Source organism: Gelidibacter pelagius, assembly GCF_017581925.1.
Lineage (GTDB): Bacteria > Bacteroidota > Bacteroidia > Flavobacteriales > Flavobacteriaceae > Gelidibacter > Gelidibacter pelagius.
On record NZ_JAGEVG010000001.1, the window covers coordinates 298,276 to 324,057 of the forward strand.

The 25,782-nt window shown below is 37.5% G+C and carries 27 protein-coding genes; 14 read left to right on the plus strand and 13 right to left on the minus strand.

Annotated features, from left to right (window positions below; all coding sequences use genetic code 11):
- Position 1: 1 nt before the first annotated feature.
- The 6 genes from J4051_RS01260 to J4051_RS01285 form a co-directional block, all read right to left on the minus strand.
- The gene (locus J4051_RS01260) at positions 2-1,147 is read right to left on the minus strand and encodes a beta-ketoacyl synthase N-terminal-like domain-containing protein (RefSeq protein WP_208231792.1); all 1,146 of its coding nucleotides are present in this window, start codon (positions 1,145-1,147) and stop codon (positions 2-4) included.
- Entirely contained in the window at positions 1,140-1,586 is a 447-nt protein-coding gene (locus tag J4051_RS01265; RefSeq protein WP_208231793.1) for an acyl-CoA thioesterase, read from the minus strand. Before J4051_RS01265 ends, J4051_RS01260 begins: the two co-directional genes overlap by 8 nt.
- The gene (locus J4051_RS01270) at positions 1,583-2,026 is read right to left on the minus strand and encodes a hypothetical protein (RefSeq protein ID WP_208231794.1); all 444 of its coding nucleotides are present in this window, start codon (positions 2,024-2,026) and stop codon (positions 1,583-1,585) included. The genes J4051_RS01265 and J4051_RS01270 overlap by 4 nt, the downstream gene beginning before the upstream one ends.
- Positions 2,023-2,898, minus strand: coding sequence for an LpxL/LpxP family acyltransferase (locus J4051_RS01275; RefSeq protein ID WP_208231795.1), 876 nt, complete (start codon positions 2,896-2,898; stop codon positions 2,023-2,025). The genes J4051_RS01270 and J4051_RS01275 overlap by 4 nt, the downstream gene beginning before the upstream one ends.
- Positions 2,899-2,988: 90 nt before the next feature.
- On the minus strand, positions 2,989-3,729 hold the full coding sequence (gene fabG, locus J4051_RS01280) for a 3-oxoacyl-ACP reductase FabG (RefSeq protein WP_208231796.1): 741 nt from the start codon (positions 3,727-3,729) through the stop codon (positions 2,989-2,991).
- Positions 3,730-3,988: 259 nt separating this feature from the next.
- Positions 3,989-5,509, minus strand: a complete 1,521-nt coding sequence (locus tag J4051_RS01285; RefSeq protein ID WP_208231797.1) for an HAL/PAL/TAL family ammonia-lyase — start codon at positions 5,507-5,509, stop codon at positions 3,989-3,991.
- A 106-nt stretch (positions 5,510-5,615) separates the two neighbouring features.
- On the opposite strand from J4051_RS01285, the gene J4051_RS01290 reads away from it, so the two are divergent.
- Both J4051_RS01290 and J4051_RS01295 read left to right on the plus strand, forming a co-directional pair.
- Positions 5,616-6,863, plus strand: coding sequence for an NAD(P)/FAD-dependent oxidoreductase (locus J4051_RS01290; protein WP_208231798.1), 1,248 nt, complete (start codon positions 5,616-5,618; stop codon positions 6,861-6,863).
- A gap of 364 nt (positions 6,864-7,227) precedes the next feature.
- Positions 7,228-7,458 carry a hypothetical protein gene (locus J4051_RS01295; RefSeq protein ID WP_208231799.1) on the plus strand — a complete coding sequence of 77 codons (231 nt, stop codon included), beginning with the start codon at positions 7,228-7,230 and terminating at the stop codon, positions 7,456-7,458.
- Here the strand turns inward: J4051_RS01295 and J4051_RS01300 are convergent.
- Positions 7,455-8,045, minus strand: coding sequence for a riboflavin synthase (locus J4051_RS01300; RefSeq protein ID WP_208231800.1), 591 nt, complete (start codon positions 8,043-8,045; stop codon positions 7,455-7,457). The two genes, J4051_RS01295 and J4051_RS01300, sit on opposite strands and share 4 nt — an antisense overlap.
- A gap of 137 nt (positions 8,046-8,182) precedes the next feature.
- On the opposite strand from J4051_RS01300, the gene pdxA reads away from it, so the two are divergent.
- From pdxA to J4051_RS01345, 9 genes are all read left to right on the plus strand, one after another.
- On the plus strand, positions 8,183-9,229 hold the full coding sequence (gene pdxA, locus J4051_RS01305; RefSeq protein WP_208231801.1) for a 4-hydroxythreonine-4-phosphate dehydrogenase PdxA: 1,047 nt from the start codon (positions 8,183-8,185) through the stop codon (positions 9,227-9,229).
- A gap of 72 nt (positions 9,230-9,301) precedes the next feature.
- Positions 9,302-9,841 carry a YceD family protein gene (locus tag J4051_RS01310; RefSeq protein ID WP_208231802.1) on the plus strand — a complete coding sequence of 180 codons (540 nt, stop codon included), beginning with the start codon at positions 9,302-9,304 and terminating at the stop codon, positions 9,839-9,841.
- A 12-nt stretch (positions 9,842-9,853) separates the two neighbouring features.
- The gene (gene rpmF, locus J4051_RS01315; RefSeq protein ID WP_066430995.1) at positions 9,854-10,057 is read left to right on the plus strand and encodes a 50S ribosomal protein L32; all 204 of its coding nucleotides are present in this window, start codon (positions 9,854-9,856) and stop codon (positions 10,055-10,057) included.
- Between the two features lie 181 nt (positions 10,058-10,238).
- Entirely contained in the window at positions 10,239-11,234 is a 996-nt protein-coding gene (locus J4051_RS01320) for a beta-ketoacyl-ACP synthase III (RefSeq protein WP_208231803.1), read from the plus strand.
- 36 nt (positions 11,235-11,270) lie between these two features.
- A complete protein-coding gene (gene accB, locus J4051_RS01325; RefSeq protein WP_208231804.1) occupies positions 11,271-11,747 on the plus strand; it encodes an acetyl-CoA carboxylase biotin carboxyl carrier protein in 477 nt (158 codons plus the stop codon).
- 88 nt (positions 11,748-11,835) lie between these two features.
- Positions 11,836-13,188, plus strand: a complete 1,353-nt coding sequence (gene accC / locus J4051_RS01330; protein WP_208231806.1) for an acetyl-CoA carboxylase biotin carboxylase subunit — start codon at positions 11,836-11,838, stop codon at positions 13,186-13,188.
- 452 nt (positions 13,189-13,640) lie between these two features.
- The gene (locus J4051_RS01335) at positions 13,641-14,756 is read left to right on the plus strand and encodes an NAD(P)/FAD-dependent oxidoreductase (protein WP_208231808.1); all 1,116 of its coding nucleotides are present in this window, start codon (positions 13,641-13,643) and stop codon (positions 14,754-14,756) included.
- 46 nt (positions 14,757-14,802) lie between these two features.
- Positions 14,803-15,498, plus strand: coding sequence for a monofunctional biosynthetic peptidoglycan transglycosylase (mtgA, locus tag J4051_RS01340; protein WP_208231810.1), 696 nt, complete (start codon positions 14,803-14,805; stop codon positions 15,496-15,498).
- Positions 15,476-15,949, plus strand: coding sequence for a 3-oxoacyl-ACP synthase (locus J4051_RS01345; RefSeq protein ID WP_317192684.1), 474 nt, complete (start codon positions 15,476-15,478; stop codon positions 15,947-15,949). The genes mtgA and J4051_RS01345 overlap by 23 nt, the downstream gene beginning before the upstream one ends.
- A gap of 104 nt (positions 15,950-16,053) precedes the next feature.
- Here the strand turns inward: J4051_RS01345 and J4051_RS01350 are convergent, their stop codons facing one another.
- From J4051_RS01350 to J4051_RS01375, 6 genes are all read right to left on the minus strand, one after another.
- The gene (locus J4051_RS01350; RefSeq protein ID WP_208231812.1) at positions 16,054-16,977 is read right to left on the minus strand and encodes an ABC transporter ATP-binding protein; all 924 of its coding nucleotides are present in this window, start codon (positions 16,975-16,977) and stop codon (positions 16,054-16,056) included.
- Between the two features lie 69 nt (positions 16,978-17,046).
- A complete protein-coding gene (locus tag J4051_RS01355) occupies positions 17,047-19,212 on the minus strand; it encodes a prolyl oligopeptidase family serine peptidase (RefSeq protein ID WP_208231814.1) in 2,166 nt (721 codons plus the stop codon).
- Between the two features lie 135 nt (positions 19,213-19,347).
- The gene (locus tag J4051_RS01360; protein ID WP_208231816.1) at positions 19,348-20,337 is read right to left on the minus strand and encodes an aspartate-semialdehyde dehydrogenase; all 990 of its coding nucleotides are present in this window, start codon (positions 20,335-20,337) and stop codon (positions 19,348-19,350) included.
- 122 nt (positions 20,338-20,459) lie between these two features.
- A complete protein-coding gene (mscL, locus tag J4051_RS01365) occupies positions 20,460-20,861 on the minus strand; it encodes a large conductance mechanosensitive channel protein MscL (RefSeq protein ID WP_208231818.1) in 402 nt (133 codons plus the stop codon).
- Positions 20,862-20,935: 74 nt separating this feature from the next.
- Positions 20,936-22,042, minus strand: a complete 1,107-nt coding sequence (alr, locus tag J4051_RS01370) for an alanine racemase (RefSeq protein WP_208231820.1) — start codon at positions 22,040-22,042, stop codon at positions 20,936-20,938.
- Positions 22,035-22,682 (minus strand): thymidine kinase, encoded by a 648-nt coding sequence (locus tag J4051_RS01375; protein ID WP_208231822.1) that lies wholly within the window; start codon positions 22,680-22,682, stop codon positions 22,035-22,037. The genes alr and J4051_RS01375 overlap by 8 nt, the downstream gene beginning before the upstream one ends.
- A 103-nt stretch (positions 22,683-22,785) precedes the next feature.
- On the opposite strand from J4051_RS01375, the gene J4051_RS01380 reads away from it, so the two are divergent.
- The 3 genes from J4051_RS01380 (at position 22,786) to J4051_RS01390 (ending at position 25,776) form a co-directional block, all read left to right on the plus strand.
- Positions 22,786-23,520, plus strand: a complete 735-nt coding sequence (locus J4051_RS01380; protein ID WP_208231824.1) for a hypothetical protein — start codon at positions 22,786-22,788, stop codon at positions 23,518-23,520.
- 3 nt (positions 23,521-23,523) lie between these two features.
- The gene (gene rsmI, locus J4051_RS01385) at positions 23,524-24,201 is read left to right on the plus strand and encodes a 16S rRNA (cytidine(1402)-2'-O)-methyltransferase (protein WP_208231826.1); all 678 of its coding nucleotides are present in this window, start codon (positions 23,524-23,526) and stop codon (positions 24,199-24,201) included.
- Positions 24,202-24,405: 204 nt separating this feature from the next.
- Positions 24,406-25,776: a dihydrolipoyl dehydrogenase family protein gene (locus J4051_RS01390; RefSeq protein ID WP_208231828.1), complete on the plus strand. Its 1,371-nt coding sequence runs from the start codon at positions 24,406-24,408 to the stop codon at positions 25,774-25,776.
- Positions 25,777-25,782: the final 6 nt, after the last annotated feature.

Sequence of the window (25,782 nt, forward strand, 5' to 3'; positions counted from 1 at the left end):
ATTAAGATACTTTTCTGAAAAGGACAGCAGTATTGCAACCTCCAAATCCAGATGCTGTTTTTAAAAAGGTTTGTAATTTTTGAGGTGTTGTTTCTGTAATAATTTGGAGCGGTTTTGAAACGCCTAAAGTTTTAAATCCTGCGGAAGCAATCAAGGTATTTTGATGTAAAGATTGCATCCCGATAACGGTTTCCAACAAACCAGATGCGCCCAAGGTATGCCCAAAATAACCTTTTAAACTATTTAATGGCGTTTGGTTTAATCCTAATCTATCAAAAGCAATGGCTTCCATTTCGTCATTAAATAATGTTGCCGTGCCGTGCGCTGAAAGATAATCGATTTCATTTGGGGTAATATGTGCTTCTTTAAATGCCGATTTAATACTTCTGAACAAGCCTTCGCCAGTGCGGGAGGGTCCAGAAATGTGATTGGCATCATTGCAACTCCCTTCTCCCAAGATTTCTACGGCATCATCAGATAGATGATTTTTGTCTGAAGTTACCAAAACACTGACAGCCGCTTCACCTAAATTAATTCCTGTACGATCTTGATCATAAGGTTGACAAGGAGCGTCACTCATGGCGTGAAACGAGTTGAAACCCGAAAGCACAAAATCAGAAATTAAGTCTCCAGCGATGATAAAGATGTGGTCATAAATACCTTCTTGGAGGTAACGTTTTGCGATGGCAACGGATAAAATACCAGAAACACAAGCATTGGAAATCACGAGGGCATCATTTTTAAAACGGAAATAATCCTTGATGATTTGCCCTAATTGACCCAAATAGGCACGTTCTTTCGGAAAGTGATTTTGATCTTCTAATACATCAATATTTCCCTTGGTGGTAGAAATTATAAGTCCGACGCGAGTATTGATGTCAATGCCCGACGCTTTTATTGTCTTTGAAAGTGACAGCATCAACATTTTTTCTAAACGGGTGAATTCATTCTTTGATTCTAAGATTCTAAATTTTGCTTCTAATGTTTCGGTTGGAATTACAGCACCATAAAACGGTTTGTAAAATCGGGTGGAATCTTCCACCAGTTGGATACCACTTTTCTTGTTTTTGAGCTGATTGAAAACGTTATGCGTATCAAATCCTAATGACGAGGTGATATTATGATATGACAAGTAACATTTAGTCATGCAATAATCCGTGTTTTTGTTTCCAGACCCTATAAAATTCAGGTAGATTTAATGACATGTCTCCAACTTCAGAATTAGTGAAAACTTGAGTGGTTTCGCCAGTGCAAACCGTTTGACCGTTTTCGTTTTTAATACAATAGGAGAACACGATTTTTGCAGCTCGCGAATTTAAAAAAGTAGTTTCGATGGTGGCTACTTCTCCATAGCGCAAAGGTAATTTGTATTCTAAGGACATTTTTACAATCGGAATTGCAAAACCGTGTCTTTTTGCATCTAAATAAGATAAATCAAATTCCCTTCCGAAGGCTTCACGTCCATCCTCAAAATATTTCACGTAATTCCCATGCCAAACAACGTGCATTGAATCAACTTCATTAAATCGTACTCTGATTTGATGGGCGAATTTTAATGTGGAATTTTCTTGTTGTGACTTTTTCATTCCTCTTCTTTCAGAACAGTGTTCATTTGGGCGTTGGCAATTTCAATACCATTGCTAAAGGTAGAAAGTTTAACCGTGGACATGTGCATAATTTCGTGAATAATGGAGACGTCGGTGGTTATCACTTGGTCTACTTTTGGTAACTTTTGGATATTCAGTTTTTTTATGGAAGCGATGAATCCTTCTTTTGCACTTTGCTCTTTTACGTAATTTTTGAATCCATTATATAAGGCGGCGGCTTGCGCCATGTGTTCGATCAAGCCTGTTTCTGAAAATTCATCATTGTTCACAAAAAGATTATCTTTTGCAATTGTGAAGCCTATGGTTGCTTCTCCATCACTAAATTCCAACAATGAATCGACCATAATCATCGGTTCACGATGTGGAATCAGTTTTTTAATACCATGAAGGTCGGTAATAGGAATTTCTAATGCTTTCATTTTTTATCCTCCCAAAAATCATAAAAATTGAACCATTGCAACGGATATTTATGGACCATTTGTTCTACGCTTTCGGTATATTTTTTTAATAGGTCGTTTACATCCCCTTGTTTATAATCTATCCATTGTGCATATAAATGGTAATGACGTTTTGGTTCGCGCATGACATAAACAAATAATACAGGCACATTTAATCGGTTTGCCAAATAGAAAGGTCCCAACGGGAATTTTGCTTTCTTGCCCAAAAGTGTTTCCTCCAGACATTTCGTATTATCCATATAGCGATCTCCGGCAATACAAATGATTCTGTTTTGCGCCAATGCCGCATTAATTTCAAAAATATGGGATAAATCGTCATTGACCACTATAAAATGGGTCTCTTTTTTAACGAACTGCCCTAAATAGTCTTTAATATCCTCATGATCCTGATCTGTAATGACAATGCTGATGGAATCTTTAGCTAATCGTTCCTTAAAAAAGAACTGCGCCAACTCAAAATTTCCAATGTGCGCACTGATTAAAATGCCACCTTTGTTCATTTCCAATACTTCAGAAATTTTGACTTCCCCGTTAAATTCGTAGGTGTAATCACTTCTTAAACCGGATGAGATGGCGATTTTATCCACTAAGGTCTGACCAAATGTATAGTACGTTTTGTAGATGCTGATCATGGTTTTAAAACGCGAATAACCCAATCTCTTTCTAAAATACAACCGTAAACCCCTGACGTTTTTACCCGAAAACAAACAGAAGTAGGGCACAGGAAGATGCATTAATGCGTAGGCGGCGTTAATTCCGAAGTTCTTTATAAAAAACACAAAGACCTTAAAACCGAAAACAGTTCCCCTCGATTTACCATCCCATTCTGCCATTGCAATTCCGAAGTTTAGGCTTTTGATTTAAGCGCATTATTGAAGCCACAAATTTACACGAATTTTTCGGTTAAGAAATTGTAAAGTGCTTTAGTGCACGCCACCAGTTATGCCAATGACTTCTCCAGTGATATAGGATGCATTTTTTGATGCCAAGAAAGCGACCAAATGTGCTACTTCTTCAGGATTCCCAAATCGGTTCGCAGGGATCATCTTTTTAAGACTTGCTTCATCCAGATCTTCAGTCATGTCAGTTTTGATAAAACCAGGTGCCACAGCATTTACAGTGACATTGCGCTTGGCAACTTCTTGTGCCAATGATTTTGTAGCCGCAATAACAGCACCTTTAGCAGCCGAATAATTAGTCTGTCCTGAAACTCCTTTAAGTCCAGAAATAGACACCATATTAATGATGCGACCATAGCGGTTTAATAACATTTTTTCTATTACATGGTTGGTCACATTGAAGAATCCGTTGAGACTGATGTTGATGACGTCGTTCCATTCCTGAGGTTTCATCCACATAAAAAGTCCATCTTTTGTAATCCCGGCATTGTTTACCAAAACTTCAATAATCGCATCAGATTGTTGTTCTTGCCAACTATTTAATGCATTCTGAACATTTTCAATATTGGAGACATCAAATTGTATGATTTGACCAGATCCGCCAACAGCTTCCACTTCGGTTAAGGTTTGAAGTGCGGCTTCTTTATTACTGTTATAATTGATGAGAATATGATATTCTGAATCTTTGGCAAGTTGGATGCAGATGGCTTTTCCGATGCCTCTGGAACCTCCGGTGATTAGTGCGTATTTGTGCTGTTTGGACATTGATTGTTTTTTTTCCCGCAGATCGCGCAGATTTTCGCGGATCGTTTTGACACTAATCTACGGAATAAGCGATAAAGATTTTAAAGTTCGTATTTTTATTTTTTTTCCCGTTGATCACGCAGATTTTCGCGAATTATTTCTGAGTGGTTTGGCGAGTTTTACGAAAATAATTTTACAGTTTTATTTTTTCTCAATCAATAAAGTAGTTTTCATCGATCTCCTCTGGGCCGATCTGCGACATCTGCGGGAGACCTTAGTCTCATTGATCAATAAGAAAATCCTTCACCGCATTCACATAAGGATACATCACCACATCCTCCTTAAATACTGGAACAATGGCACGAATATCATCATACATCTGCTTTGTTTTTGTGGATACTTTATCCTTTACCTTCAAGTATTCAATGGCTTGTGTAATGGTGATCAACTCAATAGCGAGTACTTCGAATGCGTTTTCAATCACTTTTTTTGTGATCAAAGCAGCATTGGTGCCCATGCTTACAATATCCTGATTGTCATTGTTGTTTGGGATACTGTGCACATACATTGGATTGGATAGCATTTGGTTCTCTGCCGTTGTTGAGGTCGCGGTAAATTGAACGCCTTGCATTCCAAAATTCAGTCCGAGTTTGCCCAGATTGACAAATGGTGGCAAAATTCTATTGAGATTTGGATTGAGCAGGTAATTTAATTGGCGCTCTGCTAACATCGACGTTTTAGTCACTACCAATTTTAGCTTGTCCATTTCTAAAGACACATAATCCCCATGAAAATTCCCGCCGTGGTATACATTTTGATTTTTTACATCTATTATTGGATTGTCGTTTGCGGAGTTGACTTCTTCAATTAAAATCGTTTCTACCGTATTTAAGGTATCCAAAACGGGACCTAAGATTTGTGGCACGCATCGCAAAGAATAGTATTCCTGGACCTTGTCTTCAAAGAACGCTACATTTTTGACGTCATTATATAAATGGTGTTCGCGTTTTTTAATTAAGCTGCTATCCTTTAAATGAGCGCGCATGAGTTCTGCAATCTCACGTTGGCCTTGATGTTTTTTTGATTGGTTCAATTCAAAGGAGAGGTGATCATCATAGGCGCTTACAATTTCATTTATGGCTGAAGATGCTTTAATCATCCAATTTAAAAGCTTGCGCGTGTAAATAGTATTTACAATGCCGATACCTGTCATCACTGAAGTGCCATTCATAAGAGCAATGCCTTCACGCAGTTCTACGGAAATGGGTTGTAAGTTTTCTTTTTTGAAGACAGTTTCTGTCGGATGTTTTTCATCTTTATATATAACTTCTCCTTCACCGATCATCACTAACGCCAAGTGTGCCAATTGTACCAAATCGCCACTGGCACCAACGCCACCATGTTCATAAATAACCGGAGTGATATTTTTATTGATCAATTGGACCATCAGTTCTACAACTGATTTGTGTACCCCAGAATTCCCTAAACAGAGCGTGTTGAGTCGCGCTAACATGGCTGCTTTGACATACAATGGCGGAATTAGATTTCCAGTTCCCGAAGCATGACTTCTGATCAGGTTATACTGAAGCTGTTTGCGCTCTGAATCTTCAATTTTATACTGCGCCATCGGACCAAAGCCCGTGTTGACACCGTAAATAATCTTGTTTTCTGAAAATTTCTTTAAAAATTCGAGGCTCTCTTCGACCTTTTCAAGAATATTTTCTTCGATTTGGATCGATTGATTGCCAAATAAAATTTGTTGAAAATCGGTGATTCCTAAGGTTCCATTAAGTACTAACATTCAGATTGGGTTCACAATGTTTTTAAATAGTTCAATAACCAGAAGTAAAGTGGTTATTTTTGTGCTACAAATGTAAAATAATAAATCGTTTAAATCCATTTGCTTTATGAAGGATGTTCAGGTTGATGTTTTGATTATTGGTGCAGGGCCTTCAGGTTGCGTTGCCGCCGCTTATTTAAAAAAGCAAGGTGTCAATGTTAAAGTCATTGAAAAGAGTGTTTTCCCTCGTTTTGTGATTGGTGAAAGTTTATTGCCAAGATGTATGGACCATTTTGAAGAGGTCGATTTATTGGACTGTTTGATTGCACAGAATTTTGAAGTAAAGACTGGCGCCAGGTTCATAAAGGGCGACACCATTTGCGAATTTGACTTTGGTGAAAAATATACAGAAGGATATGATTGGACTTGGCAGGCTCCAAGAGCCGATTTTGATTATGCACTTACAGAAGAATTGAAAAGAAAAGGGGTAGACATTGCCTTTAAACAGGAAGTGATTTCGGTAGAGTTTAATAAAGATGGGTCATCGCAAACTACTGTAAAAGCTGATAATGATGAAACATTTGAAGTTCATGCAAAGTTTATTATTGACTCCAGTGGTTATGGGCGGGTTTTGCCGAGACTATTAAACCTTGACAAACCATCAACAATTCCTGAGCACTCTTCCATATTCAGTCATGTTCAAGAGCTTGAACGGCCAGCTGGAACCGAAGGTACGTTTATCACTTTTGATGTCCTTGATACGGATACCTGGTTTTGGGTCATTCCATTTAGCAATGGTAATACGAGTATTGGGTTTGTAGGTAAAACGGATTTCATCAATAGTTTTGAAGGCACACCCGAAGAACGACTTTCTGAAATGCTAAAAGAGTCGTCTTATTATTATGAACGATTTAAAGATGTTGATTTTCTATTTGAACCTAAAATAATTCAGAATTATTCTAAATCCGTGACCCAACTTTATGGGAAAGGTTATGCCTTAACAGGAAACAGTGCAGAGTTTTTAGATCCTGTATTTTCGTCGGGAGTCACTTTTGCCACGGAATCGGGATTAAAAGCTGCAAAATTAATCACCAAAGAATTACAAAACGAATCCGTTGATTGGGAAAAGGAGTATGCCGAGTTTATGAAAAAGGGTGTTTCGGTATTTGCTTCCTATGTCAAGGAATGGTACACGGGCAATTTGCAGACCATCTTTTTTGAAGGAACAGATAATCCTGATATTAAGAGACAGATCTGTGCGGTTTTGGCGGGTTATGTTTGGGATGAAACCAATCCGTTTGTAAAAAATCACGATAGATTGATCAAAACAGTCGCCAATATTATCCATTTGAACAAAAGAGCGTCGAAAGACTAAAAGACTAGTTAAGCATAATTTTTAAAAGCTTGTGGATTTGATTCTCACCCTGCGGAGATTTTTAGAGTTCGATTAATGGGCTGACTTCCATAATAAACGCTTAATTACTTTTGTCGGATGTTTTCTACATCCTGACTAAAATACTAACTGATAATTGTTTGCGTTATAAATTGTAAGTATTTTTAAATAATTTTTTTTATGTATTTGATGACGTATGCTAAAAATACATATATTTGGAATAGTGAATTAATAGCAGCTTAAAAACGACATGAAATGTATTTCATCGAAGAAATTTACACTTCGCAGATGATTTATGCCGTTTTCTATTTTGTTAATTCACTTTTTTTTATACATTTACATCATAATGATCAAACCTAATCTGAAAACTACCGCTTCTATCTTATTGATGTTAATCAGTATTGCAAGCTTTTCTCAAGACAGTGCTGGTGGAGGCCAAGGGCCTCCAACTCCACAAGGAGGCACAGTACCTCCAGGTTTACCAATCGATAATGGGTTAATCATTTTATTTGTTGCTGCGCTTATCTATGGAATTTATATTATTCTAAAGTACTCAAAAAAGCAAGCCCAAGCTTAGATTTTTAGCTCATATAGACGTTTGATATATTTTCCAAGAACATCAAACTCTAAGTTCACAAGACTGTTTTCCTCTAAAAACTTAAAGGTCGTATGTTCGTAGGTATATGGAATAATGGCAACGCTAAATTCATTCTTTAGACTATTCACTACCGTTAAGCTCACACCATTTACAGTAATAGATCCTTTTTCAATGGTAATATTATTTAGCTCGGCATCGTATTCAAAGGTGAATAACCAACTTCCGTTTTGAAATTCAATAGATTTACAAGTGGCAGTTTGGTCCACATGGCCTTGTACGATATGACCATCTAATCTATCACCAAGCTTCATGGCACGTTCCAAATTAACCTGGTCATCAATTTTTAATTTGCCTAAATTTGTTTTACTGAGCGTTTCCCTAATTGCTGTAACCGTATATAACGAGCCATTTAGGGAGGTTACCGTTAAGCATACGCCATTATGCGCCACACTTTGGTCTACTTTTAATTCAGAAGTGAAATTGCTCCTTAAAGTGATGTGAAGATTATCATTGTCTTGTTCCAAATTTGTGATGACGCCTAAATCTTCAATGATTCCAGTAAACATATTGTCGAATAATTAGTTAAATTTGCATTTGCATAATGGCTTACAAAGATAAGACTTTAATGAGGAATTGGGGATAATCTTCTGTTTAGAAAAGGATCTCATTTAAATGTCATTATACAAGAATAATTAAAATTAGGATGAAAAAAGAAGAGCAAATTAGAGTGGGAATTTCCATAGGTGACTTAAATGGTATTGGTGCTGAAATCATCCTGAAGACATTTGAAGATTCTCGAATGCTTGAATTCTGTACACCCATAATTTTTGCCTCAATAAAAACCATGTCCTTTTTCAAAAAGCATTTTGACAGTGGCATCAATTTTCATGGCATTAATGATTTGAATCAGGTGATTGAAGCAAAAGTAAATGTTCTGAATGTTTGGAAGGAAACTATCGAAATTAACTTTGGGGAAGAGGATTTAAAAGCGGGTGAATATGCTATAAAATCATTAGAAAGAGCTACTGAAGCTTTGAAAAACGATGACATCGATGTATTGGTAACAGCACCTATTAATAAATTGACCATTCAGTCAGACAGTTTCAACTTTCCAGGACACACCAATTATTTGGCCAAGGAACTCGGAGGGAACAGTCTTATGTTTATGGTCACTGACAAACTTAAGGTTGGTTTACTTACAGATCACGTTCCAGTTAAGGACGTGCCGCAACATATCAATGCAAAGCTTATCGAAGAAAAAGTACAGACCGTTTATGAATCGTTAGTTAAAGATTTCAGAGTGAGCAGACCAAAAATTGCCGTTTTAGGCATCAATCCTCATGCTGGAGACAATGGAGTTATTGGTAAAGAAGATGAGGAAATCTTAAAACCTACACTTCTGAAAATAAGGGAAAAAGGTAAATTGGTCTATGGGCCATATTCAGCGGATAGTTTCTTTGGCTCTAAAAACTATCAAAATTTTGATGCGATTATCGCCTCCTACCACGATCAAGGGTTGATTCCTTTCAAAACCATAACTTTTGGTGAAGGGGTCAACTACACCGCAGGATTGAGCAAAATAAGAACATCACCAGATCATGGAACAGCCTTTGAAATTGCGGGTAAAGGAACTGCAGATGAAAGCTCCTTCAAAGCAGCGGTTTTTACTGCTATTCAGATTTATAGGAATAGAAAGGAATATAAAAAACTAACCAAAAATCCTTTAAAAAAGGCATCTAAAAAGATGTAAACATTTTTTGTTAATAGCTTTTTTCTAATAAGAAATATTTTCTATATTTGCAGCCTCAAAATGAATGCGACCATGAAGCCCTTAAAAGAGTATGACATACAATTTGTAGGATTAAAATTAGGAAAGCACCATTTTGATTATCAAATTGATAAAAAGTTCTTTGAACATTTTGAGTATGATGATTTCAATGATGCCAATGTAAAAGTGAATTTGCTTTTTGAAAAGAAAGCAACACTCCTAGAATTGGATTTTGAAGCATCAGGTACAGTAAATGTAAACTGCGATACCACTAATGAACCTTACGACCAAACGGTTGAAGATGATTTTAATTTGGTCGTAAACTTTGGCGATGAGTACAACGACGAAGATGAGAATATTTTAATCCTACCCCATGGAGAGTATGAACTAAATGTGGCTCAATACATTTATGAATTGATTATTTTGGCATTGCCTATAAAACGCATCCATCCCGGAATAGAAGATGGTACCTTGCAATCAGAAATACTTGAAAAATTAAAAGAACTAAGTCCAAAAGACTTAGAAGAAAAAGAAGAATCAGAGGAGATTGATCCTCGCTGGAATACATTAAAAAAACTATTAACGGATAAATAATAACGATATAAAATGGCACATCCTAAAAGAAAAATTTCTAAAACCAGAAGAGATAAAAGAAGAACACACTATAAAGCAGTTGTTCCTACAATTGCAACGTGTCCTACTACAGGGGAAGCACACTTATTCCATAGAGCTCATTGGCATGAAGGAAAACTATACTACAGAGGTCAAGTGCTGATAGACAACTCTGAGAAAGAGGAAAACTTAGCATAACTACTATGCACGCATACAAAAAAACGCTCACACTTGGGCGTTTTTTTTGTGTTTAATTTTCGAAAGTCTTAAAAACAACTTAATTTGCATCATATTTGACTAAATAATCAGTAAATTCAACTATAGTTTACTGTTTTTGGCTGATTTTGGTCAAATTTTGGGTCATTTCTAAAACAAAACAATGAGTAGAATCACTGCTGCAATTACTGCCATAGGAGGATATGTGCCTGAATATGTGTTGACAAATCAAATTTTGGAAACCTTAGTCGATACGAATGATGAATGGATAACCAGTAGAACAGGAATAAAGGAACGAAGAATCCTCAAAGAAAACGGTAAGGGTACTTCTTATTTAGCCATCAAAGCCGCTCAAGATCTGATAGATAAAAAGGGTTTAGATCCAAAAGAAATAGAATTGGTGATTGTTGCCACCGCAACTCCAGACATGAAGGCTGCTGCTACAGCCGCCTACACAGCTACACAAATTGGTGCAGTAAATGCATTTTCATTTGATTTGGAGGCAGCCTGTTCAAGTTTTTTGTATGGAATGTCCGTTGCTGCCCGTTATATTGAATCCGGAAAATATAAAAAAGTATTATTGATAGGAGCGGATAAAAACTCATCAATGATCAACTATAAAGATAGAGCCACATGTATCATTTTTGGTGATGGTGCAGGTGCAGCGTTATTTGAACCCAATACAGAGGGGTTTGGCCTTCAGGATGAGCTATTGAGAAGTGACGGAGATGGAAGAGAGTTTTTGCAAGCGACCTATGGAGGTTCGTCATATCCATCAACTCCAGAAGCGATAGCCGAAGGCAGACACTATATTTTTCAAGAAGGGAAGATGGTTTTTAAGAACGCTGTTTTTAATATGGCTGACGTGACCGAAAAAATATTGGTCAGAAACAATCTACAAAAGGATGATATTTCTTGGTTGGTGCCACATCAAGCTAACAAACGTATTATTGATGCCACTGCAAGCAGAATAGAGCTTGAAGATAGCAAAGTCATGGCGAACATCCATAAATATGGAAATACCACATCGGCAACTCTACCGTTGCTCTTATTTGACTATGAAAAGCAACTAAAAAAAGGAGACAAATTGATATTTGTGGCTTTTGGCGGTGGTTTTACTTGGGGTTCAGTGTACCTTACCTGGGCTTATAATTCATAAACTAACTAATCTTTAAATATTTAAATTCTAATTATTATGGATATAAAAGAAATTCAAAACTTAATCAAATTTGTTGCTAAATCTGGCGCAAGTGAGGTTAAATTGGAGATGGAAGATATCAAAATTACCATTAAGACAGGTAAAGATGATAGAGGAGAGTCCACAACCTATGTGCAACAAATTCCAATGGGTCCTGCTCCTGTAGCACAAGCCCCTGCACCGCAAGTTGCATCACAAGCACCCGTGACTCCGGCTGCTGATGAAAATTCAAAGTTTATAACTATTAAGTCGCCTATTATAGGAACGTTTTATCGTAAGCCTTCTCCGGATAAACCAATGTTTGTTGAAGTAGGCAAAACCATAAATGAAGGTGATGTTTTGTGCGTTATTGAGGCGATGAAATTGTTCAATGAAATTGAATCTGAGGTTTCAGGGAAAATCATTAAAATTTTAGTTGATGATTCTTCTCCAGTTGAATTTGATCAGCCATTATTTTTAGTTGATCCATCATAATTCGAAGTTTAGAAGTTTAGAAGTTAAAAGTTTAGCGTTTTAACGCTGAATGGTAAACTATAAACCATAAACTCTTAAACCGAAAAATATGTTTAAAAAAATATTAATAGCCAATAGAGGTGAGATTGCACTGCGCATTATTAGAACCTGTAAGGAAATGGGCATCAAAACGGTAGCTGTATATTCTACTGCTGATGCAGAAAGTCTGCATGTTAAATTTGCGGATGAAGCTGTCTGTATCGGACCTCCACCAAGTAGCGAATCGTATCTGAAAATGTCCAATATTATTGCGGCAGCAGAGATTACCAACGCTGATGCCATTCATCCTGGATACGGGTTTTTGTCTGAAAATTCAAAGTTTTCAAAAATATGTGAAGAGCACAATATTAAGTTTATTGGTGCGTCTCCCGAAATGATCGAAAAAATGGGAGATAAGGCTTCAGCCAAAGCGACCATGAAGAAAGCAGGCGTACCGTGTGTTCCCGGAAGTGATGGCATATTAGAATCTTATGAGCAGACCGAAAAACTATCAGTTGAAATGGGTTTTCCGGTAATGATAAAAGCCACAGCAGGAGGAGGCGGAAAAGGAATGCGTGCCGTTTGGAAGAAAGAAAAGCTTAAAGATGCTTGGGATTCTGCACGACAAGAAGCAAGAGCAGCTTTTGGTAATGATGCGATGTATCTGGAAAAACTTATTGAAGAACCACGTCATATCGAAATACAGATTGTAGGTGATTCTCGTGGAAAAGCTTGTCATTTATCAGAACGTGATTGCTCCATACAGCGTCGCCATCAAAAACTGACTGAAGAAACCCCATCGCCGTTTATGACCGATGAACTTCGCAATGAAATGGGATTGGCAGCGGTTAGAGCGGCAGAATATATTAAGTACGAAGGCGCGGGAACAATAGAGTTTTTGGTGGACAAACATCGAAACTTCTATTTTATGGAGATGAATACCCGTATTCAGGTGGAACATCCTATTACAGAACAGGTGATTGACTTTGACTTAATTAGAGAGCAGATTCTTGTGGCTGCAGGGGTACCAATTTCTGGTAAAAATTATACGCCGAAACTACATTCTATAGAATGTCGAATCAATGCTGAAGATCCCTATAACGATTTTAGACCGTCTCCAGGAAAAATAACAACACTTCATGCACCTGGAGGACATGGCGTCCGTTTGGATACGCATGTGTATTCAGGCTATACGATTCCTCCAAACTATGATTCGATGATTGCAAAGTTGATTACCACTGCGCAAACACGGGATGAAGCCATCAGTAAGATGAAACGTGCTTTGGACGAGTTCGTCATTGAAGGAATCAAGACTACCATTCCGTTCCATCGACAATTGATGGACCATCCAGATTATTTGGCCGGTAATTATACCACTAAATTTATGGAAAGCTTTAAAATGGAAGCTCCGGTTGAAGATTAACTATACAGACTCCGAAAGAAATTTCGGAGTTTTATTTTATTGGCGAATCTATATTTTTTCAAATTAAGGATCTCTGATATATTTGGGTGGTTTTAGCATTTTTTGAATCGACTTAATTGAGATTTTTGCCGGCGCAGAGTTTACTTTATATTTTAATAGATCTACTACTCAGGATATTTTAAAGGGTCAAATCGTTCTGAATCCTTTGTCTGTTGTTTAAATCGTAGGAAGTTGTTGAAGTCATTAATTTTGAAGATGTTTCATTCTATGATTCAATAAATAAAATTTCTGAAAGCCTCGACAATTTCTGTGAGAGATTCCAAATTCTAAACAAATACATTAATTTTATTTAAAAGGAAATGGCACATTTCGATGAGTTCAATGTTAAAATAGCGAATTCCTTTCTTTAGAAACAAGAAACAAGAAACAAGAAACAAGAAACAAGAACAACGATGAATCTCTCCTATTGGGAAATAAAAAGCTACCTCTCCAACATTGATTATACCATTGTCGGTAGCGGAATTGTTGGACTCAATTGCGCTTTACGGTTGAGGGAACGCTTCCCGAAAGCCACTATTGTTATTCTTGAACGAGGGTTTTTACCACAAGGAGCGAGCACTAAAAATGCTGGTTTTGCTTGTTTTGGTAGCCTCAGTGAGATTTTGGATGACCTCAATACACATTCTGAGGATGAAGTCATTCAATTGATAGAAAAACGGCGTAATGGATTGGCATTATTACGTCAGACATTATCTGATGAAGCCATCGACTATCAACAGCATGGCGGCTATGAATTATTTGACCATAGTGACCATGAAGGCTATGACTATTGTATGTCGCAAATGGGCAAAGTGAATGCACTCCTAAAACCACAATTTAAGGCCGATGTCTTTCAAATTAAAGAGAACCTCTTCAATTTTCAAAATATTCAAAATGAACTAAGTTTTACACCATTTGAAGGGCAAATTGACACCGGAAAAATGATGCGATCACTTACTGATTTGGTGTTGAACAAAGGCATTCTAATCCTAAATTCAGTTTCTGTAGAGCATTTCGAAGACCTTAGTGAAAACGTGTATATAAAAACTGATAAATTCGAATTTAAAACGAATCAATTGCTAATTTGCACCAATGGTTTCGCATCGAAACTCATAAACGCTGAAGTGAAACCAGCAAGAGCACAAGTTTTAATCACAAAACCTATTGAAAACTTAAAAATTAAAGGGACCTTTCATCTCGATAAAGGGTTCTATTATTTTCGTAATATTGACTCGCGAATTTTATTGGGTGGCGGACGTAATCTCGATTTCAAAACCGAAGAAACCACAGAAATGGCCCAAACCGCAATTATTCAAAACAAGTTGGAAGAATTTTTGAAAACAACAATTTTACCAAATATGCCTTTTGAAATCGAACACAGATGGAGTGGCATTATGGGCGTTGGTAGCACTAAAAAGCCGATTGTAAAGCGACTAAGCAATAAGGTGTTTTGCGGCGTTAGATTAGGAGGTATGGGTATTGCCATTGGCAGCCATGTGGGTAGAGAATTAGCTGATTTGGTGGATTAATAAGCTGCATCCACTAACCTGTTTGTAGGTTAAAATGTAAAAATTAATGAAAAAGATATTGAGATTTCTTTTTAAAACCATCTTATGGCTCTTGACCTTTCCTATTATAGGTGTGGTTGTTTTCAAATGGGTGCCGGTTCCGGCAACGCCCTTGATGGTCATCAGATATTTTGAACAGAGAGAGGCTGAAAAAGAAACCGTTTGGAAACACAATTGGGTGTCTATTGATGAGATTTCCAAAAACTTACAATTGGCGGTAATTTGTAGTGAAGATCAGAATTTTTTAAAGCACAACGGTTTTGACATGAAAGCTATCGAGAAGGCATTTGACAGCAATCAGAAAAGCGGAAAGATGAGGGGCGGCAGCACCATTAGTCAACAGACTGCAAAAAACGTGTTTTTGTGGCCACAACGCAGTTGGCTCAGAAAGGGAATGGAAACTTATGTCACTTTTTGGATCGAATTAATTTGGTCCAAGGAACGTATTATGGAGGTTTATTTAAACAGTATTGAGATGGGGAATGGAATATATGGTGCTGAAGCCGCTTCTCAATATTGGTTTAAGAAATCTGCTTCAAAATTGAGCAAAAGCGAGGCGGCAGCAATTGCGGCTATTTTGCCACGACCTCTAAAATATCGTGCCAATCCGCCAACAAACTATATTGCCAGCCGGAAATTATGGATTATGAAGCAGATGAGTTTTCATGGCGCCTTAAATTATGAGAAGAAGAATGAAAAATGATCTCCAACTGAAGCGAGAACTTTATATGAAATGTGTCAATTTTGTTGAAGATCGTTATTCTAAAATTCAAAATCAAATTAATGGGATTCAGGAATCTCTCACATCAGAAACCAAAAGTAGCGCTGGTGATAAGCACGAAACCGGCAGGGCAATGTTACAATTGGAACGTGAAAAGGCGGGGCAGCAATTGGCTGAAGTAGAAAAACTAAAAGAAGCCTTATCTAAAATTGATGTGGATAAGACCTCTGAAATAATAGGTATGGGAAGTGTGATTACTACTTCAAGTGCTAATTACTTTATAGCTATTAGTGCGGGCCAAATGACAGTTAATTCACAATCCTTTTTTGTCATTTCGCCAAATACACCAATTGGATTGTTGTTGATGGGTAAAAAGTTTGGAGATGCCATCGTTTTTAGGGATCACACGTTTGTGATTGAATCCGTTGGTTAACTGGTTAACTGAAAAGACCTCACAGATTTTTCAAAATCTGTGAGGTCTAAAATTATCATTCAAATTTGAGGTAGTAGTCTTTCGAAATCTATTCAAAAAAAGAGTTATGGTGCAACCTCTAAATAAATTTCTTGATTGATTTCAAGCTTGGACTTATTCTCGAAAAAAATAATATCATCATCGGTATGTCCTTCAATTAAATAATAGTGGCCCTTAAAGTAATTGCGGTAAACTTTCACTTTTAAATCAGATTTATCAACCCTTTGAAGTTGATGCGCGTAGATTATTTGATCATTAATGAGATTGAATTCGTCGAAAAATGACGCCGTTAAAGGCATTTCTGGGCTTTTATAAAGTTCTTGAGGCGATTTGTTGGCGATGATTTTCGAATCGTGTAAGACAATCATTCTGTCAGCATAAGCCAAAACGTCTTCACTATCATGGGTAGCCACAATGCAAGCGATATTTTTTTCTTTTAAATAGTTAAACACGCTTCTGCGCAAGGATTGTTTATGAAAGTTATCAATATGGCTAAAAGGTTCGTCTAATAAGATGATTTCGGGTTGTTTCGCCAAAGCTCTTGCCAATGCCACACGTTGTTTTTGTCCACCACTTAAAGTCTTCACTTTGGTTTTAGCAAAGTCTTCTAACTCGACCACTTCCAAAAGCTCCTGAACGCGTTCTTTTTTTTCTTTTGGAAAGAAATTTGATAGATGTTTGCCAATATTTTCTTCAACGGTTATGAATGGCATCAAATCGAACTCTTGGGCGACGTACTTCATAAAATCATAGCCTACCACAAGATTATATTTTGGGCCTAAAATTTCAATGTCATTCCAGAAAATATTTCCTTCATTTAAGTCATATTCTCCATAAATCACTTTTAACAGCGTCGATTTTCCCGAGCCGCTTTCCCCAATAATGGATACATGTTCGCCTGTATTGACTGAAAAATTAAGATTATTGAGCACAGGAGTATCTGCGCTTTTTTTAGTGTAAGTGAAGGTAATGTTTTGGACGTTTAGCATCTGTAACTTATAAAGAGACCTGTCAGGTATCAAAAAGCCTGACAGGTCTGAAAATCAACTCTAAATTAGTTATCCTTTTATCTTTGATTTGGTTGAATTTGGAAGTGCTTTATAACCCATATTATAGAGCGTAAATCCAAAAATATCAGCGTATTGCTCTATAGTTTTACTCACAGGAGTTCCGGCACCATGTCCAGCATCAGTTTCAATCCTAATTAATGTTGGATTGCTTCCTGTCTGCTTGCTCTGTAATTCTGCGGCAAATTTAAAACTGTGTGCAGGTACTACGCGATCATCATGATCTCCCGTTGTAATCATTGTTGCAGGGTATTCTACACCTTCTTTAACATTATGGATAGGCGAATAGCCTTTTAAGTAGTCAAACATTTCCTTGTTGTCCTCAGACGTTCCATAATCATACGCCCAGCCAGCTCCTGATGTGAAGGTATGGTAGCGTAGCATATCCAACACGCCAACTGCAGGGATGGCTACTTTTACTAAATCTGGACGTTGGGTCATGGTTGCTCCAACTAAAAGCCCTCCGTTTGAACCGCCTCTAATAGCTAAATAATCTGATGAGGTGTAATTGTTGTCAATCAAGTATTCTGCGGCAGCAATGAAATCGTCAAATACATTTTGCTTTTCCAATTTGGTTCCTGCATCATGCCATTTTTTACCATATTCACCACCACCACGTATGTTAGGTACGGCATAAATACCACCTTGTTCCATCCAGACCGCGTTAGCAATGCTGAAAGAAGGTGTCATTGAAATATTGAATCCACCGTAGCTATACAGAATAGTAGGATTTTTACCGTTGAGTTCGACCCCTTTTTTATAGGAAATAATCATGGGTACTTTGGTGCCGTCTTTTGAAGTATAAAAGACTTGCTTACTTTCAAAATCGTCCGCATTAAAATTAATTCCTGGTTTTATATAAACTTCAGAAACACCGTCTTTTGGGTTAAAAGTGTAAATGGTACTTGGGGTGATGTAATTGGAAAATGAGTAGTAAACAATTTCGTCTTCTTTCTTGCCTCCAAATCCGCCAGCACTTCCAACACCTGGCAATTCAATTTCTCTTACCAATTTACCATCATAGTCGTATTGCTTTACTTTAGAGACCGCATCGACCATATAACTAGCAAATATATAACCACTGCCTGTAGAAGCACGGAGTACATTTTCTGTTTCAGGAATCAAATCCTTCCAGTTTTCTGGACTTGGATCGGAAGCATCAACAGTAACGACCTTTTGATTAGGAGCATTTCTATTAGTTATTAAATAGAGCTTACTTCCAACGTTCTCAATGACTCCAGTATCGCTGTCAGCGGTATTCAAAATGGTAATCATTTTGCTGTTTGGTTGCGATAGATCCTGCATTAATAGTTTTGTTCCAGAAGTGGAGTTTCTTGGATAGATGAACAGATAGTTTCCGTCTTCAGTCACACTACCACTTACGTAGCGGTGTTTTTGTGCTTCGGTACCACCAAAGATTAATTGGTCCTGCTGCTGTGAGGTTCCTAATTTGTGGTAAAAGAGTTTATGTTGGTCTGTTTTAGCTGAAAGTTCACTTCCTGTAGGCTTGTCATAGCTTGAATAATAGAAGCCTTCATTGTTTTTCCATGAAATGCCACTAAATTTGACATCTACAATCGTGTCTTCAATTTGTTTTTTGGATTCGACATCCATGATGATCACTTTTCGCCAATCACTTCCACCTTCAGAAATTTGATAGGCAGCAAGTTTCCCACTTTTGGAGAAATTAAGACCCCCTAAAGAGATGGTACCGTCTTTACTAAAGGTATTTGGATCTAAAAAGACTTCTTCGTCGTCTTCGCCAGTTTTCTTTCTGTAAATAACCGATTGGTTTTGCAGACCGTCATTTTTGTAATAATAGGTATAATCACCCTCAATAAATGGAGCACCTACTTTTTCGTAGTTCCATATCTCTTCCAAGCGCTCTTTAAGCTCTTGGCGATATGGGATTTGTGCTAAATAATCTCCGGTTACTTCATTTTGGGCTTTTACCCATGCTCCGGTTTCTTCGCTACGGTCATCTTCAAGCCAGCGGTAAGGATCTTTTACTTGTTCTCCAAAATAAGTATCAACGGTATCTACCGTTTTGGTTTCAGGGTAGGTCACGGCAATAACATTGGATTTCTTAAGTTCATTTTCATTTTTACAGGCGGTAATCGTCGTTAAAACTACCATGGCAAGCGCTAAATTTCTCATAAAAGTAAACGTGTTAAATGTTGTGTTTCAAAAATAAACAAAAAAGCCCCTACAATCGGGAGTAAGAGCCTTTTTAATATAATGTTAAGAAATCTATCGATTGATAAACATTTCTGTTTTTATTGAATTACCTATTTAAATCAGATTCTTATCAATTAAATATTCTGCAATCTGAATGGTATTGGTAGCGGCACCTTTTCTTAGATTGTCACTAACGATCCATAGGTTTAGAGTGTTTGGTTGAGATTCATCGCGTCTGATTCGGCCAACAAAAACATCATCTTTTCCATTGGCATAAATTGGCATTGGATAAGTATTGACATCAAGATTGTCCTGCACCACTACACCAGAAGTTTGGCTTAGTAGTTTGCGAATTTCGGTAACATCAAAATCTTTTTCAAATTCAATGTTTACGGCTTCGCTATGTCCGCCTTGAGTTGGAACTCTTACAGCGGTAGCTGTAACTGCTATAGAACGGTCATCCAGAATTTTTTGGGTTTCCCTGACCAATTTCATTTCTTCTTTGGTGTATCCGTTTTCTTCAAAGACATCACAATGTGGGATGACGTTTTTATTAATTGGATAGGGATAGGCCATTTCTCCTTTTATCCCAGCCAACTCATTTTCTAATTGCTTTACCGCTTTCACACCAGTTCCTGTAATGGATTGATAGGTAGAAACAACGATTCTTTTGATTTTGTATTTCTTATGTAGTGGTGCCAGGACCATCACCATCTGAGTGGTTGAACAGTTTGGATTGGCAATAATTTTATCGTCTTTTGTAAGCGCACTGGCATTGATTTCTGGAACGATCAATTTTTTTGAAGCGTCCATTCGCCACGCCGATGAATTATCAATGACCGTAGTACCTACAGCTTCAAACTTTGGAGCCCATTCTAAGGACGTATCGCCCCCAGCAGAAAAGAAGGCGATGTCTGGTTTTTTTGAGACAGCTTCTGCCAAACCTATCACTTTATGAGTCTCATTTTTAAAGGTAATTTCTTTCCCAACAGATCTTTCAGAGGCTACGAGCATCAATTCTGTAAAAGGGAAATTACGCTCTTCAAGGATATTTAACAACACTTCGCCAACCATGCCTGTGGCGCCAACAACAGCTACTTTCATAATAAAAAAATTTAAGTCGCTAAAGTAACCATTTATTCAATCTATTTAAAGAAGATTATATAAAAAAAGAACCCGATTCCTTATCAGAATCGGGTTAAAGTTAGAATATGGGTGTAGCGTGATTATTTTTTTAATGCGTCTCTGATTTCTTTCAATAGATCAATTTCAGATGGACCAGCTGGAGCCGCTGGAGCTGCTGGTTTTTTGGTTTTATTGTATGCTTTAACAATCATAAACAATACAAAACCAACAATAAGTAAATTAATAATGGAATTAACCCAATTGCCGTACATAATGGCGTTTTCAGGTTTAACAACTGTTCCGTCAGCATCAACATCAGCAGGAGATAAAACGTACTTCAAGTCCGAAAAATCGACACCGCCAGTAAAATTACCAACAATAGGCATCATGATATCGGTCACAAAACCGTTAACTACCATACCAACAGCACCGGCAAGGATAACCGCAACTGCCAAATCAATGACGTTGCCCGTCATAATAAAATTTTTAAATTCTTTCCACATAATAATTGAATTAAGTTAGTTATTAAGTCACGAAATTAAGAAAAATATGCAACTGTTAAATTTCTGCAATGATTTTATTTTTTGATAATCCGTTTGACACGTTGTGAAATGGCCGAAATCAATTCGTATGAAATCGTATTTGCAGAATGCGCCAATTCGTCGGCGGTGTTCGAGGCGTCAAATACGATGACTTCATCACCTTCATGACAATCAATTCCTGTGATGTTAACCATAATCATATCCATGCAAACGTTTCCTACAATCGGCGCTTTTTTGCCGGAAATGATCACATAGCCTTTTTCATTGCCGTAAGGCCTGCCAATACCATCAGCATGACCAATTGGGATTGTGGCCGTTTTCATGGATGACGCACTTTTATAAGCACGATTATAACCTACAGTTTCGCCTTCATCAATGTCGTGTATTTGAGAAATGACGGATTTTAACGAGGCAATGGGCCTGAAGTTTTTGTTTTCCTTTTCAGAATTACCGAAACCATATAATCCAATCCCACTTCGCACCATATCAAAATGGGCATCAGGATAGTTTAATATACCTGAAGTATTACACATATGTAGCATAGGCTGGTAACCGAACAGGGTTTTAAACTTTTCTGAGATGTTTTTAAAGGAATTTATTTGATGCAGCATAAATTCTTTTTCGGATAGATCTTCACTTGCAGCCAAATGAGAGAATATGGATTCAATTCTGACTGCGTTCGATGAATTTAACTTTGAATATATGCTTTCAACTTCGTTTTCAGAAAAACCCAATCGGTTTAGTCCAGTATTAAACTTTAGATGTATCGGATAGTCTTTTTGATTCTTATCCGAAGCTATCTGCATAAACCTATTGAGAACTTTCTCATTATAAATGCTGGGTTCCAAACAACGGTCTATGATGCTGCTAAAGCCTATTGGCAAGGGATGTAACACCAAAATAGGTTTTGTAATCCCTGCATCTCTTAAAGCAACGCCTTCTCCCGTATAGGCGACAGCAAAATAATCAACATCCAAGTTTTGCAGAAAAAGGGCGATTTCATCGGCATCATTACCGTAGGCAAATGCTTTGACCACTGCTAAAAACTTGGTGTTTTCTTGAAGTTTGGATTTGAGATATTCAAAATTGTGCTTTAAGGCCGAAAGATCAATTTCAAGCACTGTTTCTTGCGTTTTAGGCATTGGAGTTTTTTGAATTTTCGGTGAGTTCTACGGCATCGTTGACCTTCATGCCTCTTATTTTATCGTTTAACATGGCCTTGTAAAATGCACCACGGCTTAAGGGTTCATATTCATCCACCTCGCCTAGAAGTACCAAGGCATCGCTTTGGGCTTTTCTGTAACTATATTGTGCCAAGTTTCCGGTACGTGTACATATAGCATGTACCTTAGTGACATATTCGGCAGTGGCCATTAAATAGGGCATAGGCCCAAAGGGATTGCCTTTAAAATCCATGTCCAAGCCAGCTACTATAACACGAACGCCCTTGTTGGCCAAATCATTACAAACCCGAATGATTTCATCATCAAAAAACTGCGCTTCGTCAATCCCGACCACATCGCATCCGTCGGCTAATATTGGAATATTGGCTGCAGCAGGTACTGGTGTTGAACGAATTTCATTGGAGTCATGAGACACGACCATTCCTTCATCGTAGCGTACATCAACAGCTGGTTTGAAGATTTCAACTTTTTGTTTTGCAAACTGCGCACGCTTAAGACGCCTGATCAATTCTTCAGTCTTACCAGAGAACATAGAGCCACAAATAACCTCAATCCACCCAAATTGTTCTTTAGGATTTACTGTATTTTCAAGAAACATTTCGTAATTTTAACACTAAAACAAAGCCTGCCTTCGTTTGTCATAAAGGTGGCGCAAATTTATTAAAAATCAAAAGCATAAATTAGAATTAAAGTTAAAAGTTATGAAGAAGAAGTTGGAGTCTGAATTAATGAGTATTGCCCATCGTATTCTGAAATTGAAGGGCAGAGAGAATGTGAAGGAAATGCACCGCGAAGTGGGCCTGCTATATGAGAAATTGAGTGTTTTGAAATTTGCCAATGAAAATTTAGAAAAACCTATGCCTACTATAGGGGTTGATTCTTCATTTTTTGAGATGTTGGATGTGGCATTCAACAATAAAATAAGCGACAATATTGAACGTGACGATAAAATTTATGTCAATCTTGATGAGGTAGAAGACGATGGTATTATGGAGCCGGTCATGGAAAAAATTAAGGATATGGTTGCTCAAATGCCCCATGAAACACATCAAATTGATGCCTTTTTTGAACAATCACTTCCTAAAGCAACCGAGGAGGACAAAGATGATTTTGAAGAATTGACCGCAGGTTTTAAGAACATGCCGGTTTTTGATCCTGTTCCAAATTCCAAGGATCATTTGAAGAAATCGTTGAACGACAAACTTAAGAATGGACTTAATATTGGTCTGAATGATAAAATTGCATTTATCAAACATCTTTTTGATGGCCATCGCGAAGATTATGATCGCGTACTTTCTCAAATCAATACGTCAAGTTCTTTGGATGAAGCTAAAAATTTAATCCAAAATATTGTCAAACCTGATTATAACAATTGGATAGGAAAAGAAGACGTCGAAGAGCGTTTTATGAATATTATAGAAGGTAAGTTCGACTAATTAATGAGTAAATTATTCATCGTTCCCACCCCCATTGGCAATTTGAAAGACATGACTTTTAGGGCGGTTGAGGTTCTAAAAGAAGTCGATTTAATTTTGGCAGAAGACACGCGCACTTCAGGGAAACTCTTAAAACATTTTGAAATTGCAACGCCTTCCCAATCCCATCACATGCACAATGAGCACAGAACGGTGGAGCTTTTGGTTCAAAAGATAAAATCAGGAACTACTGTTGCCCTAATTAGTGATGCAGGAACGCCCGCTATTTCCGATCCTGGATTTTTGTTGACCCGCGCCTGTATTGAACATCAAATTGAAGTGGATTGCCTTCCTGGAGCAACTGCTTTTGTACCGGCATTGGTAAATAGCGGAATGCCCAATGACAAATTTGTATTCGAAGGATTTTTGCCAGTCAAGAAAGGAAGACAAACCCGATTGTTGCTTTTGGCAGAAGAAACCCGAACGCTCATTTTTTATGAGAGTCCACATAAACTCATTAAAACCTTAGCGCACTTTTGCGAGTACTTTGGTGAAGACCGACCCGTTTCCGTTTCGAGGGAGATGACCAAACTTTATGAAGAGACTATCAGGGGAACTGCAAAAGAAGTCTTGGCGCATTATACCGCCAAACCTCCAAAAGGCGAAATTGTGATTGTGGTTGGTGGCAAGCCAAAGGATTAGCTTTTTAAGTTTTTAGGACGATCCCTAAAAAGAGATAGTAAAGGTAGATTTTAAATGATGACACCGATATTATCGAGCATTGACGTCTTTATTCTAACAGCGCAGCGGTCTTGATTCCTTTCTCTGATATTTCTGGTTTTATTTCTAAACTTTAGATTTTTCATAACATAATTTGTCGGAAGATTCGATATCTTAATGCTTAATATGAAAAACACTAAAAACAAACATTATGACGTTTTCGTCATTGGCAGTGGTATTGCAGGACAGACGGCTGCTGAAATTTGTAGGGAGCACAAATTGAGTGTTGCCATTGCAGATAATAGAGAATTTGGCGGTACTTGCGCCAATAGAGGATGTGACTCCAAAAAAATATTGCTTCAGTTTTCTCAATTGATCTATCATAGCAGAAATTTGAAAGACCATGGTGTTAAGAAGCTACCAAAACTGAATTGGAAGAAAGTCCAAAAGTTTAAGCGATCGTTTTCTGATCCAATTCCGCCAAATACAGAAGAAAAATTAAAAGAGTTAGGCATTTCCATGTATCATCAATCGCCTAAATTCATCAGTAAAAATGAGGTTGAGGTGGAAGGGAAAGTGGTGGCTGCCGACCATTTTATTATTGCCACGGGAAATATTCCGAGGGAACTTGATATCGAAGGCAAGGAATTTCTGAAAGTGAGTGAAGATGTTCTGAATTTTAAGAAAGTCCCAAAGTCCATTACCTTTATCGGCTCTGGTTATATTGCCATGGAATTTGCCTGTATGTTGGCAACTTTGGGCTGTAGGGTGACTATATTAGAAAGGGATAAGACGTCTCTTGCTAAATTCGATGATTATTTGGTGGAAAAATTAATCGCAAAACTTGAAAGTTTAGGTGTCAAATTTATTTTTAATGCTGATGTCACCGGAGTTCAGAAATTAAAAAAGAATTTAAAGGTTTCTTATTCACATGATGGTAAATCAAAAACCTTTAAATCCAGAAAAGTTATTAATGCTACGGGAAGAGTTCCGGCAATAGCAGCACTGGAACTTGACAAAGCAGGTATAGAGGCAGATAAGGACGGAATTGTGGTCAATGACTATTTGCAGAGTAAATCGCATCCAAAAGTTTATGCCTGCGGCGATGTTTCTAATAAATCGCCATCGCTCACACCACTTTCAGGCCTTCAAGGTTATATTGCTGGGAACAATGTGGTCAAAGAAAAATCAAAGACTTTGGATGTGCCATGTGTGCCTTCAACGGTATTTACCACACCAAACTTATCATCAGTTGGTTATGGCGAAGAAGAAGCCAAAGCGCGTTATAAAAACGTCAAGGTTTATCAAGGGGATTGTAGCAATTGGTTCAATGCGAAAAAGGAAAATGAAGATACCTATGCTTACACAATTTTAGTCAATGAACGTACAGATGTAATTGTGGGCGCCCATATATTGAGTTCTAAAGCCAACGAAAGTATTAATGTGTTTGCAACTGCAATCTATAATAAAATGACCGTTAAGGAATTTAAGCGCATGATGTTGACCTATCCTTCGTATAGCATGGATTTTAAGAAGATGATGGAAAACAAAGATTAGTGACAT

Coding starts and splice junctions, on each gene's coding strand:
- J4051_RS01300 (WP_208231800.1), bottom strand. CDS start 8,045: ATGTTTACTGGAATCATTGAAGATTTAGGCGTCATCACAAATTTGGAA.
- J4051_RS01275 (WP_208231795.1), bottom strand. CDS start 2,898: ATGGCAGAATGGGATGGTAAATCGAGGGGAACTGTTTTCGGTTTTAAG.
- fabG (WP_208231796.1), bottom strand. CDS start 3,729: ATGTCCAAACAGCACAAATACGCACTAATCACCGGAGGTTCCAGAGGC.
- J4051_RS01290 (WP_208231798.1), top strand. CDS start 5,616: ATGAAGGATGTTCAGGTTGATGTTTTGATTATTGGTGCAGGGCCTTCA.
- J4051_RS01345 (WP_317192684.1), top strand. CDS start 15,476: ATGAGAAGAAGAATGAAAAATGATCTCCAACTGAAGCGAGAACTTTAT.
- J4051_RS01320 (WP_208231803.1), top strand. CDS start 10,239: ATGAGTAGAATCACTGCTGCAATTACTGCCATAGGAGGATATGTGCCT.
- accB (WP_208231804.1), top strand. CDS start 11,271: ATGGATATAAAAGAAATTCAAAACTTAATCAAATTTGTTGCTAAATCT.
- J4051_RS01265 (WP_208231793.1), bottom strand. CDS start 1,586: ATGAAAAAGTCACAACAAGAAAATTCCACATTAAAATTCGCCCATCAA.
- J4051_RS01270 (WP_208231794.1), bottom strand. CDS start 2,026: ATGAAAGCATTAGAAATTCCTATTACCGACCTTCATGGTATTAAAAAA.
- pdxA (WP_208231801.1), top strand. CDS start 8,183: ATGAAAAAAGAAGAGCAAATTAGAGTGGGAATTTCCATAGGTGACTTA.
- J4051_RS01355 (WP_208231814.1), bottom strand. CDS start 19,212: ATGAGAAATTTAGCGCTTGCCATGGTAGTTTTAACGACGATTACCGCC.
- J4051_RS01360 (WP_208231816.1), bottom strand. CDS start 20,337: ATGAAAGTAGCTGTTGTTGGCGCCACAGGCATGGTTGGCGAAGTGTTG.
- J4051_RS01350 (WP_208231812.1), bottom strand. CDS start 16,977: ATGCTAAACGTCCAAAACATTACCTTCACTTACACTAAAAAAAGCGCA.
- accC (WP_208231806.1), top strand. CDS start 11,836: ATGTTTAAAAAAATATTAATAGCCAATAGAGGTGAGATTGCACTGCGC.
- J4051_RS01375 (WP_208231822.1), bottom strand. CDS start 22,682: ATGTTTCTTGAAAATACAGTAAATCCTAAAGAACAATTTGGGTGGATT.
- J4051_RS01390 (WP_208231828.1), top strand. CDS start 24,406: ATGAAAAACACTAAAAACAAACATTATGACGTTTTCGTCATTGGCAGT.
- alr (WP_208231820.1), bottom strand. CDS start 22,042: ATGCCTAAAACGCAAGAAACAGTGCTTGAAATTGATCTTTCGGCCTTA.
- rsmI (WP_208231826.1), top strand. CDS start 23,524: ATGAGTAAATTATTCATCGTTCCCACCCCCATTGGCAATTTGAAAGAC.
- J4051_RS01310 (WP_208231802.1), top strand. CDS start 9,302: ATGAAGCCCTTAAAAGAGTATGACATACAATTTGTAGGATTAAAATTA.
- mscL (WP_208231818.1), bottom strand. CDS start 20,861: ATGTGGAAAGAATTTAAAAATTTTATTATGACGGGCAACGTCATTGAT.
- J4051_RS01260 (WP_208231792.1), bottom strand. CDS start 1,147: ATGACTAAATGTTACTTGTCATATCATAATATCACCTCGTCATTAGGA.
- J4051_RS01285 (WP_208231797.1), bottom strand. CDS start 5,509: ATGTTAGTACTTAATGGAACCTTAGGAATCACCGATTTTCAACAAATT.
- mtgA (WP_208231810.1), top strand. CDS start 14,803: ATGAAAAAGATATTGAGATTTCTTTTTAAAACCATCTTATGGCTCTTG.
- J4051_RS01295 (WP_208231799.1), top strand. CDS start 7,228: ATGATCAAACCTAATCTGAAAACTACCGCTTCTATCTTATTGATGTTA.
- J4051_RS01380 (WP_208231824.1), top strand. CDS start 22,786: ATGAAGAAGAAGTTGGAGTCTGAATTAATGAGTATTGCCCATCGTATT.
- J4051_RS01335 (WP_208231808.1), top strand. CDS start 13,641: ATGAATCTCTCCTATTGGGAAATAAAAAGCTACCTCTCCAACATTGAT.
- rpmF (WP_066430995.1), top strand. CDS start 9,854: ATGGCACATCCTAAAAGAAAAATTTCTAAAACCAGAAGAGATAAAAGA.